Annotated in this window: 12 protein-coding genes and 1 tRNA gene; all 13 read right to left on the bottom strand. The window is 65.1% G+C overall.

The window, feature by feature from the left end; genetic code table 11:
* Positions 1 to 194: 194 nt before the first annotated feature.
* Positions 195 to 2,318, bottom strand: coding sequence for an elongation factor G (gene fusA, locus E5S66_RS13380; RefSeq protein WP_138350023.1), 2,124 nt, complete (start codon positions 2,316 to 2,318; stop codon positions 195 to 197).
* Between the two features lie 137 nt (positions 2,319 to 2,455).
* Positions 2,456 to 2,923, bottom strand: coding sequence for a 30S ribosomal protein S7 (gene rpsG / locus E5S66_RS13375; protein ID WP_138350021.1), 468 nt, complete (start codon positions 2,921 to 2,923; stop codon positions 2,456 to 2,458).
* Between the two features lie 86 nt (positions 2,924 to 3,009).
* The gene (rpsL, locus tag E5S66_RS13370) at positions 3,010 to 3,384 is read right to left on the bottom strand and encodes a 30S ribosomal protein S12 (RefSeq protein ID WP_028840187.1); all 375 of its coding nucleotides are present in this window, start codon (positions 3,382 to 3,384) and stop codon (positions 3,010 to 3,012) included.
* Positions 3,385 to 3,716: 332 nt separating this feature from the next.
* A complete protein-coding gene (gene rpoC, locus E5S66_RS13365; protein ID WP_028840188.1) occupies positions 3,717 to 7,904 on the bottom strand; it encodes a DNA-directed RNA polymerase subunit beta' in 4,188 nt (1,395 codons plus the stop codon).
* Positions 7,905 to 7,975: 71 nt separating this feature from the next.
* Positions 7,976 to 12,136 carry a DNA-directed RNA polymerase subunit beta gene (gene rpoB / locus E5S66_RS13360; protein WP_138350019.1) on the bottom strand — a complete coding sequence of 1,387 codons (4,161 nt, stop codon included), beginning with the start codon at positions 12,134 to 12,136 and terminating at the stop codon, positions 7,976 to 7,978.
* A 228-nt stretch (positions 12,137 to 12,364) separates the two neighbouring features.
* Positions 12,365 to 12,733 (bottom strand): 50S ribosomal protein L7/L12, encoded by a 369-nt coding sequence (gene rplL / locus E5S66_RS13355; protein ID WP_028840190.1) that lies wholly within the window; start codon positions 12,731 to 12,733, stop codon positions 12,365 to 12,367.
* 57 nt (positions 12,734 to 12,790) lie between these two features.
* A complete protein-coding gene (rplJ, locus tag E5S66_RS13350) occupies positions 12,791 to 13,330 on the bottom strand; it encodes a 50S ribosomal protein L10 (RefSeq protein WP_028840191.1) in 540 nt (179 codons plus the stop codon).
* A gap of 349 nt (positions 13,331 to 13,679) precedes the next feature.
* The gene (rplA, locus tag E5S66_RS13345) at positions 13,680 to 14,378 is read right to left on the bottom strand and encodes a 50S ribosomal protein L1 (RefSeq protein WP_028840192.1); all 699 of its coding nucleotides are present in this window, start codon (positions 14,376 to 14,378) and stop codon (positions 13,680 to 13,682) included.
* 4 nt (positions 14,379 to 14,382) lie between these two features.
* Positions 14,383 to 14,811, bottom strand: coding sequence for a 50S ribosomal protein L11 (rplK, locus tag E5S66_RS13340; RefSeq protein ID WP_028840193.1), 429 nt, complete (start codon positions 14,809 to 14,811; stop codon positions 14,383 to 14,385).
* Between the two features lie 214 nt (positions 14,812 to 15,025).
* Positions 15,026 to 15,601 (bottom strand): transcription termination/antitermination protein NusG, encoded by a 576-nt coding sequence (gene nusG, locus E5S66_RS13335; RefSeq protein WP_246037250.1) that lies wholly within the window; start codon positions 15,599 to 15,601, stop codon positions 15,026 to 15,028.
* 11 nt (positions 15,602 to 15,612) lie between these two features.
* Complete coding sequence (secE, locus tag E5S66_RS13330) at positions 15,613 to 15,993, bottom strand: preprotein translocase subunit SecE (RefSeq protein ID WP_028840195.1); 381 nt, start codon at positions 15,991 to 15,993, stop codon at positions 15,613 to 15,615.
* Positions 15,994 to 16,037: 44 nt separating this feature from the next.
* Positions 16,038 to 16,113, bottom strand: a tRNA-Trp gene (locus E5S66_RS13325).
* Positions 16,114 to 16,215: 102 nt separating this feature from the next.
* Positions 16,216 to 16,294: EF-Tu C-terminal domain-related protein (locus E5S66_RS13320; RefSeq protein ID WP_454651434.1), on the bottom strand; the 79-nt coding region annotated here is incomplete at its 5' end.

Genomic DNA, 16,294 nt, shown 5'->3' with positions numbered 1-16,294 from the left:
GTCTTGCCGTGGTCGACGTGACCGATCGTGCCCACGTTCACGTGGGGCTTGGTGCGCTCGAACTTACCCTTTGCCATTGCCTGAAACTCCGAGATTGGGGATTTGGGACTGGGGTGCCGCCTGCGCGACCCCCCGGGAATGCTGGTTCACGGGATCCGGGACCAATGTGGATCCCGGATCTCGCGAGGCGGCCGTCAGGCCTTCTTGATGACCGCTTCGGCGATGTTGTTCGGTGCCTCTTCGTAATGGTCGAATTCCATCGTGAAGGTGGCACGACCCTGCGACATCGAGCGCAGCGAGGTGGCGTAGCCGAACATTTCGCCCAGCGGGATCATCGCGTTGATGATCTTGCCCGACGGGCTGTCGTCCTGGCCCTGCAGCACGCCGCGGCGGCGGCTAACGTCGCCCATCACGTCGCCGAGGTAATCCTCGGGACTGACGATCTCGACCTTCATGATCGGCTCCAGCAGGACCGGATCGGCCTTGCGGAAACCTTCCTTGAACGCCATCGACGCGGCCAGCTTGAACGCCATTTCCGACGAGTCGACGTCGTGGTACGAGCCGAACACCAGCTTGACCTTGACGCCGACCACCGGATAGCCGGCCAGCGGGCCGCTGGTGATGGTTTCGCGCATGCCCTTCTCGACCGCCGGGATGAACTCCTTCGGGATCACGCCGCCGGTGATGTCGTTGACGAACAGGAAGTCGTTCTTGACGTCCGGGTTCGCCTTGTCGGCCTCGGTCATCGGCGACAGCTCGATCACCACGTGGCCGTACTGGCCCTTGCCGCCCGACTGCTTGGCGTGCTTGTAGTCGCTCTTGACGTCGGTCTTGCGGATGGTCTCGCGATAGGCCACCTGCGGCTTGCCGACGTTGGCCTCGACGTTGAACTCGCGCTTCATGCGGTCGACGATGATGTCCAGGTGCAGCTCGCCCATGCCGGCGATGATGGTTTGGCCGGACTCTTCGTCGGTGCGCACGCGGAAAGACGGATCTTCCTGCGCCAGACGGCTCAGGGCGTTGCCCATCTTCTCCTGGTCGGACTTGGTCTTCGGCTCGACCGCCATCGAGATCACCGGCTCCGGGAAGCTCATGCGCTCGAGGATGATCGGCGCGTCGATCGAGCACAGGGTGTCACCGGTGGTGACGTCCTTCAGGCCCACCGCCGCGGCGATGTCGCCAGCCAGCACTTCCTTGATCTCTTCGCGATTGTTGGAATGCATCTGCAGCACGCGGCCGATGCGCTCCTTCTTGCCCTTGACCGAGTTCAGCACCTGATCGCCGGCGTTGAGCACGCCCGAGTAGACGCGGAAGAAGGTCAGCGAACCCACGAACGGGTCGGTCATGATCTTGAATGCCAGCGCCGAGAACGGCTCCTTGTCGCTGGAATGACGCTCCAGCTCCTTGGTCTCGTCGTCCACATCCACGCCCTTGATGGAGGGCACGTCGACCGGCGACGGCAGCAGGTTGATCACGCCGTCCAGCATGGCCTGGACGCCCTTGTTCTTGAACGCGGTGCCGCAGAACATCGGCACGATTTCGGTCTTCAGGGTGCGCTGACGCAGCCCCTCGACGATCTCGGCTTCGGACAGCTCGCCCTCGTTGAGGTACTTGTCCATCAGCTCTTCGCTGGCCTCGGCCGCGGCCTCGACCATGAACGCGCGCGCCTCGTCGGCCTCCGCCTTCAGGTTTTCCGGAACGTCGCGGTACTCGAAGGTCAGGCCCTGGCTGGCGGTATCCCAGTGGATCGCCTTCATCTTCAGCAGGTCGACCACGCCCTCGAAATTGTCCTCGGCGCCGATCGGCACCTGCATCGGCACCGGGGCAGCGCCCAGGCGCGCCTTCAGCTGGTCGCGGACCTTCAGGAAGTTCGCGCCGGTGCGGTCCATCTTGTTGACGAACGCGATGCGCGGCACGTGGTACTTGTTGGCCTGGCGCCACACGGTCTCGGACTGCGGCTGCACGCCGCCGACCGCGCACAGCACGAACACCGCGCCGTCGAGCACGCGCAGCGAACGCTCGACTTCGATGGTGAAGTCGACGTGCCCGGGGGTGTCGATGATGTTGAAGCGGTGCTCCGGCAGGGACTTGTCCATGCCCTTCCAGAACGCGGTGGTGGCGGCGGACTGGATCGTGATGCCACGCTCCTGCTCCTGCTCCATCCAGTCCATGGTGGCGGCACCGTCGTGCACTTCACCGATCTTGTGGCTCTTGCCGGTGTAGAACAGGATGCGCTCGGACGTAGTGGTCTTGCCGGCATCGATGTGGGCCATGATGCCGAAGTTGCGGTAACGCTCGATGGGAGTGGAACGGGCCACGGGAGCCTCTCAATTTTTTCGGATTTCGGAATGACCGAATGCCGCCTGTCGGCGGCCTTCGGGGTCTCACGGCCTGTTCGGGGCCGCGAGGCGGGATGGCAAGGATCGCGGCCACCCGCCCTGGAACGCCGCCGGAATTACCAGCGGTAGTGGGCGAACGCCTTGTTCGCGTCGGCCATGCGGTGGGTTTCTTCGCGCTTCTTGATCGCGCCACCACGGTTCTCGGACGCGTCGATCAGCTCGCCGGCCAGCTTGCGCGGCATCGAGTTCTCGCCGCGCTTGCGGGCGGATTCGATCAGCCAGCGCATCGCCAGGGCCATGCGGCGGGAGGCGCGCACTTCGACCGGCACCTGGTAGGTGGCGCCACCGACACGGCGGGACTTCACCTCGACCGACGGCGACACGTTGCCCAGCGCCTTCTCGACCAGCTCGAGCGCGCTCGGGTTCTTCTCGCCGATCACGTCCATCGCGCCGTAGACGATCTTCTCGGCGACCGACTTCTTGCCGCTCTGCATGACCATGTTGATGAAGCGGGCGATGGTTTCGCTTCCGTGCTTCGGGTCTGGCAGCACCGAGCGCTGCGGAGTATTGCCTTTACGGGACATGTTGCTTCTCTCGTAGGGCGGGCGGCAGCCCACCGTTTATCTGCGTGGATGAACCTGTTCCCGGACGATGCCGGGCGGCCAGCCGCTTAGGACTTCGGACGCTTGGCGCCGTACTTGGAGCGCGCTTGCTTGCGCTTGGCAACGCCGGCGGCGTCCAGCGAACCGCGCACGGTGTGGTAGCGCACGCCCGGCAGGTCCTTGACGCGACCGCCGCGGATCAGCACCACGCTGTGCTCCTGCAGGTTGTGGCCTTCGCCGCCGATGTACGAGATGACCTCGTAGCCGTTGGTCAGACGCACCTTGGCGACCTTGCGAAGTGCCGAGTTCGGCTTCTTCGGGGTGGTGGTGTACACGCGGGTGCACACGCCGCGACGCTGCGGGCAGTTAGCCAGCGCGGGCGAGGTGCTCTTGTAGGTTTCCGGGCTGCGCGGCTTGCGCACCAGCTGGTTGATCGTTGCCATTTCGGGGCTCAATTGGCGGGCCTGGGGCCCATTCGGAGACAAAGCGGGCCGGATCCAAGTCGCAATCCAGCCAGCCAAGACGAAAAAGTATAGCCCGCGCTCGATCTTGCGATCAAACGCAGCCATACCGAAAAACCACCCCACCCGCATCGCGGGCAGCGGTGATTGATCTGCGATCCCGTCCGTCCTGGACCCAACACGAGGCGCTTCCTGCGACCTCATTTGGTGATCTGGATGGCTAAACGCCATCGAATAACCGGGCGACTATACCAGCTGCCCATCGCTACGGCAAGCCCCGCCCGGCGATCAGGCCGGGCGGGACTGGAACTGCATTACTCCGCCGGCGTGGCGTCGGCAGGTTCGCCGGCCAGGGTCGCCATTTCCGCCTCGGTCAGGCCCGAAGCGTTCTTGCGGCGCTGGCTGTGGTAGGCCAAGCCGGTGCCGGCCGGGATCAGACGACCGACGATCACGTTTTCCTTCAGGCCGCGCAGGGTGTCGCGGGTGCCGCGCACCGCCGCCTCGGTCAGCACGCGGGTGGTCTCCTGGAACGACGCGGACGAGATGAACGACTCCGTCGCCAGCGAGGCCTTGGTGATGCCCAGCAGGACCGGCTCCACCTTGACAGCGATCTCGCCCTTGCGGGCCAGACGCTCGTTCTCCTCGATGGCGCGCTGGCGCTCGACCTGCTCGCCATTGAGGAACTTGGAGTCGCCCTGGTCCACGATCTCGACCTTGCGCAGCATCTGGCGAATGATCACCTCGATGTGCTTGTCGTTGATCTTCACGCCCTGCAGGCGATAGACGTCCTGGATCTCCTTGACCAGATAGGCGGCCAGCTCCTCGACGCCCTTCAGGCGCAGGATGTCCTGCGGGCTCGGCTCGCCGTCCACCACGGTCTCGCCCTTCTCCACGTGTTCGCCTTCGAACACGATGATCTGGCGGTACTTCGGGATCAGCTCTTCGTGCTCCTCGCCATCCGGCCCCTTGATGATCAGGCGCTGCTTGCCCTTGGTGTCCTTGCCGAACGAGATCACGCCGGACTTCTCGGCCAGCACCGCCGGATCCTTCGGCTTGCGCGCCTCGAACAGGTCGGCCACGCGCGGCAGACCACCGGTGATGTCGCGGGTCTTGGACGCTTCCTGCGGGATCTTCGCGACCACGTCGCCCACGCCCACGGCGGCGCCGTGCTGCAGGTTCACCACCGAGCGCGGCGGCAGCAGGTACTGCGCCGGCAGGTCGGTGCCCGGGATGTTGAGGTCGTTGCCGTCCTTGTCGACGATACGCACCACCGGACGCAGGTCCTTGCCCTGCGAGCCGCGGCGCTTCGGATCGGTGATCTCGCGCGAGGCCAGGCCGGTCAGTTCGTCGGTCTTCTCGATGACGGTCACGCCGTCGACGAAGTCGACGAAGCGGATGAAGCCCGCCACTTCCGAGACGATCGGGTGGTTATGCGGATCCCAGTTGGCCACCACCTGTCCAGCCTTGACTTCACCGCCATCCTGCAGCTGGATGGTGGCGCCGTAAGGCAGCTTGTAGCGTTCGCGCTCGCGACCGTGGTTGTCCAGCACCGACAGTTCGCCGGAGCGCGACACCGCGACCAGGTGGCTGTCGGCGTGGGTGACGAACTTGAGGTTGTTGAACTTCACCGAGCCGGTGGTCTTCACCGTCACGTTGTCGATCGCCGCCGCACGCGAAGCCGCACCACCGATATGGAAGGTACGCATTGTCAGCTGGGTGCCCGGCTCGCCGATGGACTGCGCGGCGACCACGCCCACGGCTTCACCGTGGTTGACCAGATGGCCACGGCCCAGATCGCGGCCGTAGCAGTGCGCGCACACGCCGAACGGCGCCATGCAGGTGATGGTGCTGCGCACCTTGATCACCTGCACGCCGGCTTCTTCCAGGCGCAGCGCCCAGGCTTCGTCGATCAGGGTGTTGCGGGTGATGAACGGATCCTCGTCGTTGCCCGGCAGGAACACGTCCTCGGCCACGATGCGGCCCAGCACACGGTCCTTCAGCGGCTCGACCACGTCGCCGCCCTCCACGATCGGGGTCAGGGTCAGGCCGTTGAGCGTGCCGCAGTCGGTTTCGGTGATCACCACGTCCTGCGCCACGTCGACCAGGCGGCGGGTCAGGTAACCGGAGTTCGCGGTCTTCAGCGCGGTATCCGCGAGGCCCTTACGGGCACCGTGGGTCGAGATGAAGTACTGCTGGACGTTCAGGCCCTCGCGGAAGTTCGAGGTGATCGGGGTCTCGATGATCGAGCCGTCCGGCTTGGCCATCAGGCCACGCATGCCGGCCAGCTGGCGGATCTGCGCCTGGCTACCACGCGCGCCGGAGTCGGCCATGATGTAGATCGAGTTCATCGACTTCTGGTCGATGGTCTCTCCCTTGGCATTCAGGACCTTCTCGGTACCGATGGTGTCCATCATCGCCTTGGCCACGCGCTCGTTGGTGCGCGACCAGATGTCGACCACCTTGTTGTAGCGCTCGCCGGCGGTGACCAGACCCGACTGGTACTGCTGCTGGATTTCCAGCACCTCGGCCTCGGCCTCGTCGAGGATCGACTTCTTCTCCAGCGGGATGGTCATGTCGTCGATGCCGATCGACACGCCAGCGCGGGTGGCGTAGGCGAAGCCGGTGTACATCAGCTTGTCGGCGAACACCACCGTGTCCTTCAGGCCCAGCATGCGGTAGCAGCTGTTGATCAGGCGGCTGATGTTCTTCTTGCTCAGCTCGGTGTTGGCCAGCGCGAACGGCAGGCCCTCCGGCAGGATCTCGCGCAGCAGCGCACGGCCGATGGTGGTGTCCACGATCGAGGTCTGCTGGCTGCGGCTGCCGTCCTCGGCCAGCACGGTTTCGGTGATGCGCACCTTGCACTTGGCGTGCAGCTGCACCACCCGGTTGTCGTAGGCGCGCTTCACTTCGGCGATGTTGGCGAACACCATGCCCTCGCCCGCCTTGTTCTCCAGCGCGCGGGTCATGTAGTACAGGCCCAGCACCACGTCCTGCGACGGCACGATGATCGGCTCGCCGTTGGCCGGCGACAGGATGTTGTTGGACGCCATCATCAGCGCGCGCGCTTCCAGCTGCGCTTCCAGCGACAGCGGCACGTGCACGGCCATCTGGTCACCGTCGAAGTCGGCGTTGAACGCGGTGCAGACCAGCGGGTGCAGCTGGATCGCCTTGCCTTCGATCAGCACCGGCTCGAACGCCTGGATGCCGAGGCGGTGCAGGGTCGGGGCGCGGTTCAGCAGCACCGGGTGCTCGCGGATCACCTCTTCGAGGATGTCCCACACCTCGGCCTCTTCGCGCTCGACCAGCTTCTTCGCCGCCTTGATGGTGGTGGCCAGGCCGCGCAGCTGCAGCTTGGCGAAGATGAAGGGCTTGAACAGCTCCAGCGCCATCTTCTTCGGCAGGCCGCACTGGTGCAGCTTCAGGTACGGGCCCACCACGATGACCGAACGGCCGGAGTAGTCGACGCGCTTGCCGAGCAGGTTCTGGCGGAAGCGGCCCTGCTTGCCCTTGATCATGTCGGCCAGCGACTTCAGCGGGCGCTTGTTGGTCCCGGTGATGGCGCGGCCGCGGCGGCCGTTGTCCATCAGCGCATCCACCGACTCCTGCAGCATGCGCTTTTCATTGCGCACGATGATGTCCGGCGCGTTGAGCTCCAGCAGGCGACGCAGGCGGTTGTTGCGGTTGATGACGCGGCGGTACAGGTCGTTCAGGTCGGAGGTCGCGAAGCGGCCGCCGTCCAGCGGCACCAGCGGACGCAGGTCCGGCGGCAGCACCGGCAGCACGGTCATGACCATCCACTCCGGACGGTTACCGGACTCGATGAAAGCCTCGATCAGCTTGATCCGCTTGGTCAGGCGCTTGAGCTTGGTTTCGCTGCCGGTGGAGGCGATCTCCTCCTTCAGCTGCACGATCTCGCTCTGCAGGTCGATCGTGCGCAGCAGGTCATAGACCGCTTCCGCGCCCATCGCCGCGTCGAAATCGTCGCCGTGCTCCTGGCGCGCCTGCAGGAACTGTTCTTCGGTCAGCAGCTGGCCGCGCTCCATCGGGGTCAGGCCCGGCTCGGTCACCACGAACGCTTCGAAGTACAGGATCCGCTCGATGTCGCGCAAGGTCATGTCCAGCATCAGGCCGATGCGCGACGGCAGCGACTTGAGGAACCAGATGTGCGCGACCGGCGAGGCCAGGTCGATGTGGCCCATGCGCTCGCGGCGCACCTTGGCCAGGGTCACTTCAGTGCCGCACTTCTCGCACACCACGCCGCGGTGCTTCATGCGCTTGTACTTGCCGCACAGGCACTCGTAGTCCTTGATCGGACCGAAGATGGCGGCGCAGAACAGGCCGTCGCGCTCGGGCTTGAAGGTGCGGTAGTTGATCGTCTCGGGCTTCTTCACCTCGCCGTAGGACCAGGAACGGATCAGGTCCGGGCTGGCCAGCGCGATCTTGATCGAGTCGAAGTCCAGCGTCGGGCGCTGCTGGTTGAAGAGGTTCAGCAAATCTTTCATTTGGATTCTCCGGGTCGGGGGCAATGGGTTCTGCAGGTCGGCGCGGCGTGATCGCCGCGCCGTCGCGAAACTCAGCGCTCCTCGAGTTCCATGTTGATGGCCAGGCTGCGGATTTCCTTCACCAGGACGTTGAAGGATTCCGGCATGCCCGCGACCATCTCGTGCTCGCCATCGACGATGTTCTTGTACATCTGGTTGCGGCCCTGCACGTCGTCGGACTTCACCGTCAGCATTTCCTGCAGGGTGTAGGCCGCGCCGTAGGCTTCCAGCGCCCAGACTTCCATTTCACCGAAGCGCTGGCCGCCGAACTGCGCCTTGCCGCCCAGCGGCTGCTGGGTGACGAGCGAGTACGGGCCGGTCGAACGCGCGTGCATCTTGTCGTCGACCAGGTGATTCAGCTTCAGCATGTGCATGTAGCCAATGGTGGTCTGGCGGTCGAACGCCTCGCCGGTGCGGCCGTCGAACAGCTGGGTCTGGCCCGATTCCGGCAGATCCGCCAGCCGCAGCATGGTCTTGATCTCGGCTTCGGTGGCGCCATCGAACACCGGGGTGGCCATCGGCACGCCGTCGGTGAGGTTCTTCGCCATGCCCAACAGTTCCTCGTCGCTGAACTGGGTCAGGTCCACGCGCTCGATGTGGGTCTTGCTGTCGTGGTTGTAGATCTCGCCGAGGAACTTGCGCAGCTCGGCGACCTTCGTCTGTGCGTCCAGCATGCGCTGGATCTTCTGGCCCAGGCCCTTCGCGGCCAGGCCCAGGTGGACTTCCAGCACCTGGCCGATGTTCATGCGGCTCGGCACGCCCAGCGGGTTCAGCACGATGTCGACGGTCTGGCCGTCGGCCATGTAAGGCATGTCCTCGACCGGGACGATCTTCGACACCACGCCCTTGTTGCCGTGGCGGCCGGCCATCTTGTCGCCCGGCTGGATGCGGCGCTTCACCGCCAGGAACACCTTGACCATCTTCAGCACGCCCGGGGCAAGGTCATCGCCCTGGGTGATCTTGGAGCGCTTGTCGGCGAAGCGGCGCTCGAACTCCTTCTGGTGCGCGTCGAGCTGCTTGGCGGCGCGCTCGATCGCATCGGCCGCGTCGTCGTCCTTCATCCGCAGCTGCAGCCAGTCGGAACGCTTGATGCCGTCCAGCACCAGCGACGAGACGGTGTCGCCCTTCTTCACGCCCGGGCCGCCGTTGGCGATCTTGCCCAGCAGCTGCTCGCGCAGACGGGCGTAGATCGCGTTCTCGAGGATGCGGAACTGGTCGTCGAAGTCCTTCTTGACGCGCTTGATCTCGTTTTCCTCGATCTGGCGCGCGCGCTTGTCCTTCTCGATGCCATCGCGGGTGAACACCTGCACGTCGATGACCACGCCGTCCATGCCCGGGGGCACGCGCAGCGAGCTGTCCTTCACGTCCGAGGCCTTCTCGCCGAAGATCGCGCGCAGCAGCTTCTCTTCCGGGGTCAGCTGGCTCTCGCCCTTCGGCGTCACCTTGCCCACCAGGATGTCGCCGGCGCGAACTTCCGCACCGATGTAGACCACGCCGGACTCGTCGAGGCGGCCCAGCGCCTGCTCGGACACGTTCGGGATGTCGGCGGAAATCTCCTCCGGCCCCAGCTTGGTGTCGCGCGCCTGCACGGTCAGCTCTTCGATGTGGATCGTGGTGTAGCGATCCTCCTCGACCACGCGCTCGGAGAGCAGGATCGAGTCTTCGAAGTTGTAGCCGTTCCACGGCATGAACGCGATCAGCATGTTCTGGCCCAGCGCCAGCTCGCCGATGTCGGTGGACGGGCCGTCGGCCAGCACGTCGCCGCGCGCCACCACGTCGCCCACGTTCACCAGCGGGCGCTGGTTGATGCAGGTGTTCTGGTTGCTGCGGGTGTACTTGACCAGCGAGTAGATGTCCACGCCGGCATCGTGCTCGCCGGAGATCTCGGACTCGTGCGCCTTGACCACGATGCGGCCGGCGTCGATCTGCTCGACCACGCCGCCACGACGCGCGTTCACGGTCACGCCGGAGTCGCGCGCCAGTGCGCGTTCGATGCCGGTACCCACCAGCGGCTTCTGCGCGCGCAGGGTCGGCACCGCCTGGCGCTGCATGTTCGCGCCCATCAGCGCGCGGTTGGCGTCATCGTGCTCCAGGAACGGCACCAGCGCCGCCGCCACCGACACCGTCTGCATCGGCGAGACGTCCATGAAGTGGATCTCGCTCGGCGGCTTCAGCAGGTTTTCACCCTGGAAGCGGCAGGCCACGAACTGCGCGGAGATGTTGCCCTTGTCGTCGCGCGGCGCGTTGGCCTGGGCGATGACGTACTCGTTTTCCTCGATCGCCGACAGGAACTCGATCTCGTCGGTGACGCGGCCGTCCACGACCTTGCGGTACGGCGTCTCGAGGAAGCCGTAGCGGTTGGTGCGGGCGAACACCGCCAGCGAGTTGATCAGGCCGATGTTCGGGCCTTCCGGGGTCTCGATGGTGCAGACGCGGCCGTAGTGCGTGGGATGCACGTCGCGCACTTCGAAGCCGGCGCGCTCGCGGGTCAGGCCGCCCGGGCCCAGCGCCGACACGCGGCGCTTGTGGGTCACTTCCGACAGCGGGTTGTTCTGGTCCATGAACTGCGACAGCTGCGAGGAGCCGAAGAACTCCTTGATCGCGGCCGCCACCGGCTTGGCGTTGATCAGCTCCTGCGGGGTCAGGCCTTCCGACTCGGCCATCGACAGGCGCTCCTTGACCGCGCGCTCGACGCGGACCAGGCCCACGCGGAACACGTTCTCGGCCATTTCACCGACCGAGCGCACGCGGCGATTGCCGAGGTGGTCGATGTCGTCCACCACACCGCGGCCGTTGCGGATTTCGCACAGCACCTTCATCACGTCGAGGATGTCGGACTTGTGGGTGGCCTCGTTGCGCAGGCGCACCGATTCCTCGTCCTTGCGGTCGGCAAAATACTTGGCGTCGTACAGCACCGGTGAGCCGGTGACTTCCTTGCGGCCCAGCCTGCGGTTGAACTTCATCCGGCCGACCGTGGACAGGTCGTAGCGCTCGAAGGTGAAGAACAGGTTGTGGAACAGGTTCTGCGCGGCGTCCTTGGTCGGCGGCTCGCCCGGACGCATCATCCGGTAGATCTCGACCAGCGCTTCCAGCTGGGTCTTGGTGCCGTCGATGCGCAGGGTGTTGGACAGGTACGGGCCGCGGTCGAGGTCGTTCACCCAGATGGTGCCGACGCTGGCGATGCCCGCCTTGCGCAGCTTGTCCAGGGTGTCGAGGCTGATCTCGTCGTTGGCGGAGGCCAGCAGCTCGCCGGTGGCCGGATCGATGACGTCGTGCGAGAGGATGCGGCCGAGGATGTAGTCGTCCGGCACCGACAGCGCGGCAACGCCGGCGGCTTCCAGCTGCTTGACGTGGCGCGCGGTGATGCGCTTGCCCGCTTCGACGATGACCTTGTCCCCATCGGCCAGGTCGAAGTCCAGCGTTTCGCCGCGCAGGCGCTCGGGCACCAGCTCCAGCTGCACGCCCTCGGATTCGATGTGGAAGGTGTTGATGTCGAAGAACTCGTTCAACATCTCTTCGTTGTTGTAGCCCAGCGCGCGCAGCAGCACGCTGACCGGCAGCTTGCGGCGGCGGTCGATGCGGGTGTACAGCGCGTCCTTCGGGTCGAACTCGAAGTCCAGCCACGAGCCGCGGTAGGGGATCACGCGGGCAGAGAACAGCAGCTTGCCCGAGCTGTGGGTCTTGCCGCGGTCGTGGTCGAAGAACACGCCCGGGCTGCGGTGCAGCTGGGAGACGATGACGCGCTCGGTGCCGTTGACGATGAAGGTGCCGTTGTCGGTCATGAGCGGGATCTCGCCCATGTAGACCTCCTGCTCCTTCACGTACTTGATCGCCTTGGTCGACGACTCGCGGTCATAGATGACCAGGCGCACGGTGACGCGCAGCGGCGCGCCATAGGACAGGCCGCGGGTGCGGCACTCGCGCTCGTCGAACGCCGGCTCGCCCAGCTTGTAGCCCACGTATTCCAGCGCGGCGTTGCCGCTGTAGCTGGAGATCGGGAACACCGACTTCAGCGCGGCATGCAGGCCCTTGTCGTCGCGGGCGGAGGCGTCCACGTGTTCCTGCAGGAATTCGCGGTAGGAATCCACCTGGATGGCGAGCAGGAAGGGCACTTCCAGGATCGAACGGCGCTTGCCGAAGTCCTTGCGGATGCGCTTCTTTTCGGTGAACGAATACTGTTTGGCGGTAGTCATGGAGCGTGCGCCTCGTCATGTGCGGCCGCGGGCGGCCAACGGGGGAATATCAAACTGGCAGTGGGAAGTCGCTGGTATTGCCGGCACCAGCACGCCTTCTCCCGCTACTTCCGACTGCCAACTCGAACGGTCTGGAACGGTTGCTTCTACAACGGCCAAAGGCCGGGGACTTTCGTCCCCAGCCTTCGGTGGTCGCCAGCGTGTTCTGCCAGGCGACGCAACAGCGGATTACTTGACTTCGACGGTCGCGCCAGCGGCCTCGAGGTCCTTCTTCATCTTCTCGGCGTCTTCCTTCGACACGGCTTCCTTCACGGTGCCGCCGGCCTCGGTGAGGTCCTTGGCTTCCTTCAGGCCCAGGCCGGTGATGGCGCGGACGGCCTTGATCACTTCGACCTTCTTGTCGCCGGCCGACTTCAGGATGACGTTGAACTCGGTCTGTTCTTCGACGGCGGCGGCCGGGCCGGCGGCGGCGACAGCCATCACCGGGGCGGCGGCGGAGACGCCGAACTTCTCTTCGATGGCCTTCACCAGCTCCATCACTTCCATCAGCGACTTGGCGGCGATGGCGTCGACGATCTGCTCGTTGGTCAGGGACATTTCAATTACCTCTGGATATGTTTCGTATGAGTGGGAACGTTGTCAGGTCGCTGGGATTCAGGCCGGTTCGGCTTCGGCGGCGGCTTCGGCAGCCGGAGCGGCGTCGCCGCCACCCTGCTGGTCGGCCACGGCCTTGACCGCACGGGCGAACATCGCCGCCGGTTCGGCCAGCACGCGGGCCAGCATGCCAAGCGCCTGTTCCAGGGTCGGCAGCGAGGCCAACACTTCGACGTGCGCGGGGCCGTACTGCTGCCCTTCGACCACGACCAGCTTCGGTTGCAGCTTGTCGTTACCCTTTGCGAATTCCTTGATCAGGCGACCGGCGGCGCCGGGCTCCTCGGTCGAGAACGCATACAGGAGGGGGCCGACCATCGAGTCCTTTGCGACTGCGAAATCGGTACCTTCCACGGCGCGCGCGGCCAGCGTGTTCTTGACGACTTTCAAGTACACGCCGGTTTCGCGGGCCTTCTTGCGCATCGCGGTCATCTGACTGACCGTGGTGCCTGCGTATTCGGCTGCGATCAAGGAGTGTGCCTTGGCGGCAACTTCGGCCACCTCGGCGACAACGTTCTGTTTCTGGGACAGATTGAGAGCCATAGTCACTCCTCTTATGAACTCCGCCCCCGGCTCCAGCCGTTGACGGTCCTGGGCGATGCCGGTCCTTGGCATCGGGGATGCACTGCATCCCGGTGGTGGCCATCCAGAGGTGTCTTGAAAACAACATTCCAGAAGGGCATCACCATCTGCGCAGGCCAGCATCCTGATCGGATGCGGATTAAGCGATCCCGCCTTCGGCAACGGCGATTCCATGCCATGTGAGCATCCATGCCCGTCGTTGCCCTGCGCGAACCGCACCTGCGGTCTTTGACGGCTTCCGCTCGAGGGCTCGAGCGGGGCCTTCAAAATTTCGAACCACCGCGTCGCCGGGGCGACGCGGTATGGAGCATTACTTCAGGGTCAGCGAGGACTGGTCCACGGTCACGCCGGGGCCCATGGTGGAGCTGATCGAGATCTTCTGCAGGTAGGTACCCTTCGAAGTGGCCGGCTTGGCCTTGATCAGGTCCAGCAGCAGCGCCTGCAGGTTGCCCTTCAGCGCGTCGTTCTCGAAACTGGCCTTGCCGATGGTGCAGTGGATGATGCCGGCCTTGTCGGTGCGGTAACGCACCTGGCCAGCCTTGGCGTTCTTGACCGCCTCGGCCGGGTTCGGCGACACGGTGCCGACCTTCGGATTCGGCATCAGGCCGCGCGGGCCCAGCACCTGGCCGAGCTTGCCGACCACGCGCATCGCGTCCGGGGTGGCGATGACCACGTCGTAGTTCAGGTCGCCGCCGATCATCTTCTCAGCCAGCTCGTCCATGCCCACCACGTCGGCGCCAGCGGCCAGGGCTTCGTCAGCCTTGGCGCCGGCCGGGCAGAACACCGCCACGCGCACCGACTTGCCGGTACCGGCCGGCAGCACGGTGGAACCGCGCACCTGCTGGTCGGACTTCTTGGCGTCGACGCCAAGACGCACGGCCACGTCGATCGCTTCGACGAACTTGGCCTTGCTGTTGTCCTTGAGGATTTTCAGGGCTTCTTCGATGGCGTAAGCCTTGCCCGGGACGGTGGCGGCGAGGATCGCCTTCTGTCGCTTGTTCAGTGCCATTGTCTCAGCCCTCCACCGTCAGACCCATGGAACGGGCCGAGCCCGCGATCGTGCGCACCGCCGCGTCCAGATCGGCCGCGGTCAGGTCCGGTTCCTTCGCCTTGGCGATGTCTTCCAGCTGCGCGCGCGTGACCTTGCCCACCTTCTCGGTGTTCGGGCGCTTGGAGCCCGAGGTGACGCCCGCCGCCTTCTTCAGCAACACGGTCGCCGGGGTGCTCTTGGTGACGAAGGTGAAGGTGCGGTCCGAGTACGCGGTGATGATCACCGGCGTCGGCAGGCCCGGCTCCAGCTTGGAGGTCGCCGCGTTGAACGCCTTGCAGAACTCCATGATGTTCAGGCCGCGCTGACCCAGCGCAGGACCGACCGGCGGCGAGGGGTTGGCCTGACCGGCCTTCACCTGCAGCTTGATGTAACCAACTACTTTCTTTGCCATTGGATTGTCTCCGGGTGCGAACGCCTGGGTTGCAGGCTCCCCATCGGACCGGGATCATGTTTATTTGGAGGCGACGCGTCCCGGCGTCACGCCGCCACCCTTCATGCTTGCTGCCCACGCCACCTGCCGCCGAGGCGACCGACACGCAGTCAGCTCCCGCGAGGGAGCCGACAATGATAACAGGTTTTCGAGGAGCGCCGCCCGCAGGCGGTAATCAGGCCTTTTCGACCTGACCGAACTCCAGCTCCACCGGGGTGGAACGGCCGAAGATCAGCACCGCCACGCGCAGGCGGCTCTTCTCGTAGTTGATCTCTTCGACCACGCCGTTGAAATCGTTGAACGGGCCATCGACCACGCGCACCATCTGGCCCGGCTCGAACAGGACCTTCGGCTTCGGCTTCTCCACCCCATCCTGCACGCGCTGCAGGATGGCGTCAGCCTCCTCGTCGCGGATCGGCAGCGGACGGTCGGCGGTACCGCCGATGAAACCCATCACCTTCGGGGTTTCCTTCACCAGGTGCCAGGATTCGCTGTCCATGCGCGGGATACCGTCTTCGGTATGCGTCGCGATCTGGACCAATACGTAACCGGGGAAGAACTTGCGTTCGGAACGACGCTTCTGGCCGCCACGCATCTCCACCACTTCCTCGGTGGGGACCAGCACCTCGCCGAAGCGCTCCTGCATTTCCATGCGCACGATGCGGTCGCGCAGCGCCTGCGCCACCGACTTTTCGAAGCCGGAATAGGCGTGAACCACGTACCAGCGCTTATGGACTTCGGAATTGCTCACTGGGGTCTCCATCACGAACCGAGCAGCGCCTTCACGACGAGCTGGATCACCCAGTCGAAGGCAGCGAGAATGAGGCTGATGATGATGACCGCGGCGATCACGACCCACATCGTACGGGTGGCTTCCTGCCGGGTCGGCCAGACCACCTTGCGCAGTTCGAAGCGGGATTCGGACAGGAAGCCACGGGTGCGGACACCCTTGGCGGTCCCGAAGAACACCACGCCGCCAAGCACCAGCCCCGCAACGATCGCCAGAATGCGGACGCCCGACGGCCAGGAACCCTCGAACCAGTAGTAAACGAAGATGCCCGCAGCCACCAGCAACAAGGCCGCGGCGTACTTGGCGATATCCCCGGCGCTGGCGGACTGGGTAGGCAGCGTATGGCTGGTCAAAACGTCATCCCTCTACAGGGAATCCACGACGGGCTTCCCGCGATTGGCACGCCAGGAGGGACTCGAACCCCCAACCTGCGGTTTTGGAGACCGCTGCTCTGCCAATTGAGCTACTGGCGTATCGAAAAAACTTGTTGCTTCCGAAAAAGGCAACGGCGGCTTGCGCCGCCTGCCTTCACCCCACCCCGCTTCTGCAGGCAGAAGCGGCGGAAACGCAGGGGCTTACTTGATGATCTTCGCCACCACGCCGGCGCCGACGGTGCGGCCGCCTTCGCGGATCGCGAAGCGCAGGCCTTCGTCC

Origin of the sequence: Thermomonas fusca, from assembly GCF_005862345.1 — a bacterium.
GTDB lineage: Bacteria > Pseudomonadota > Gammaproteobacteria > Xanthomonadales > Xanthomonadaceae > Thermomonas > Thermomonas fusca.
Note: the sequence above shows the minus strand (reverse complement) of the source record. Positions and strands in the feature narration are given on the sequence as shown.

Coding starts and splice junctions, on each gene's coding strand:
- rplK (WP_028840193.1), bottom strand. CDS start 14,811: ATGGCAAAGAAAGTAGTTGGTTACATCAAGCTGCAGGTGAAGGCCGGT.
- rpsG (WP_138350021.1), bottom strand. CDS start 2,923: ATGTCCCGTAAAGGCAATACTCCGCAGCGCTCGGTGCTGCCAGACCCG.
- rplL (WP_028840190.1), bottom strand. CDS start 12,733: ATGTCCCTGACCAACGAGCAGATCGTCGACGCCATCGCCGCCAAGTCG.
- rpoB (WP_138350019.1), bottom strand. CDS start 12,136: ATGACTACCGCCAAACAGTATTCGTTCACCGAAAAGAAGCGCATCCGC.
- rplJ (WP_028840191.1), bottom strand. CDS start 13,330: ATGGCTCTCAATCTGTCCCAGAAACAGAACGTTGTCGCCGAGGTGGCC.
- rpoC (WP_028840188.1), bottom strand. CDS start 7,904: ATGAAAGATTTGCTGAACCTCTTCAACCAGCAGCGCCCGACGCTGGAC.
- rplA (WP_028840192.1), bottom strand. CDS start 14,378: ATGGCACTGAACAAGCGACAGAAGGCGATCCTCGCCGCCACCGTCCCG.
- rpsL (WP_028840187.1), bottom strand. CDS start 3,384: ATGGCAACGATCAACCAGCTGGTGCGCAAGCCGCGCAGCCCGGAAACC.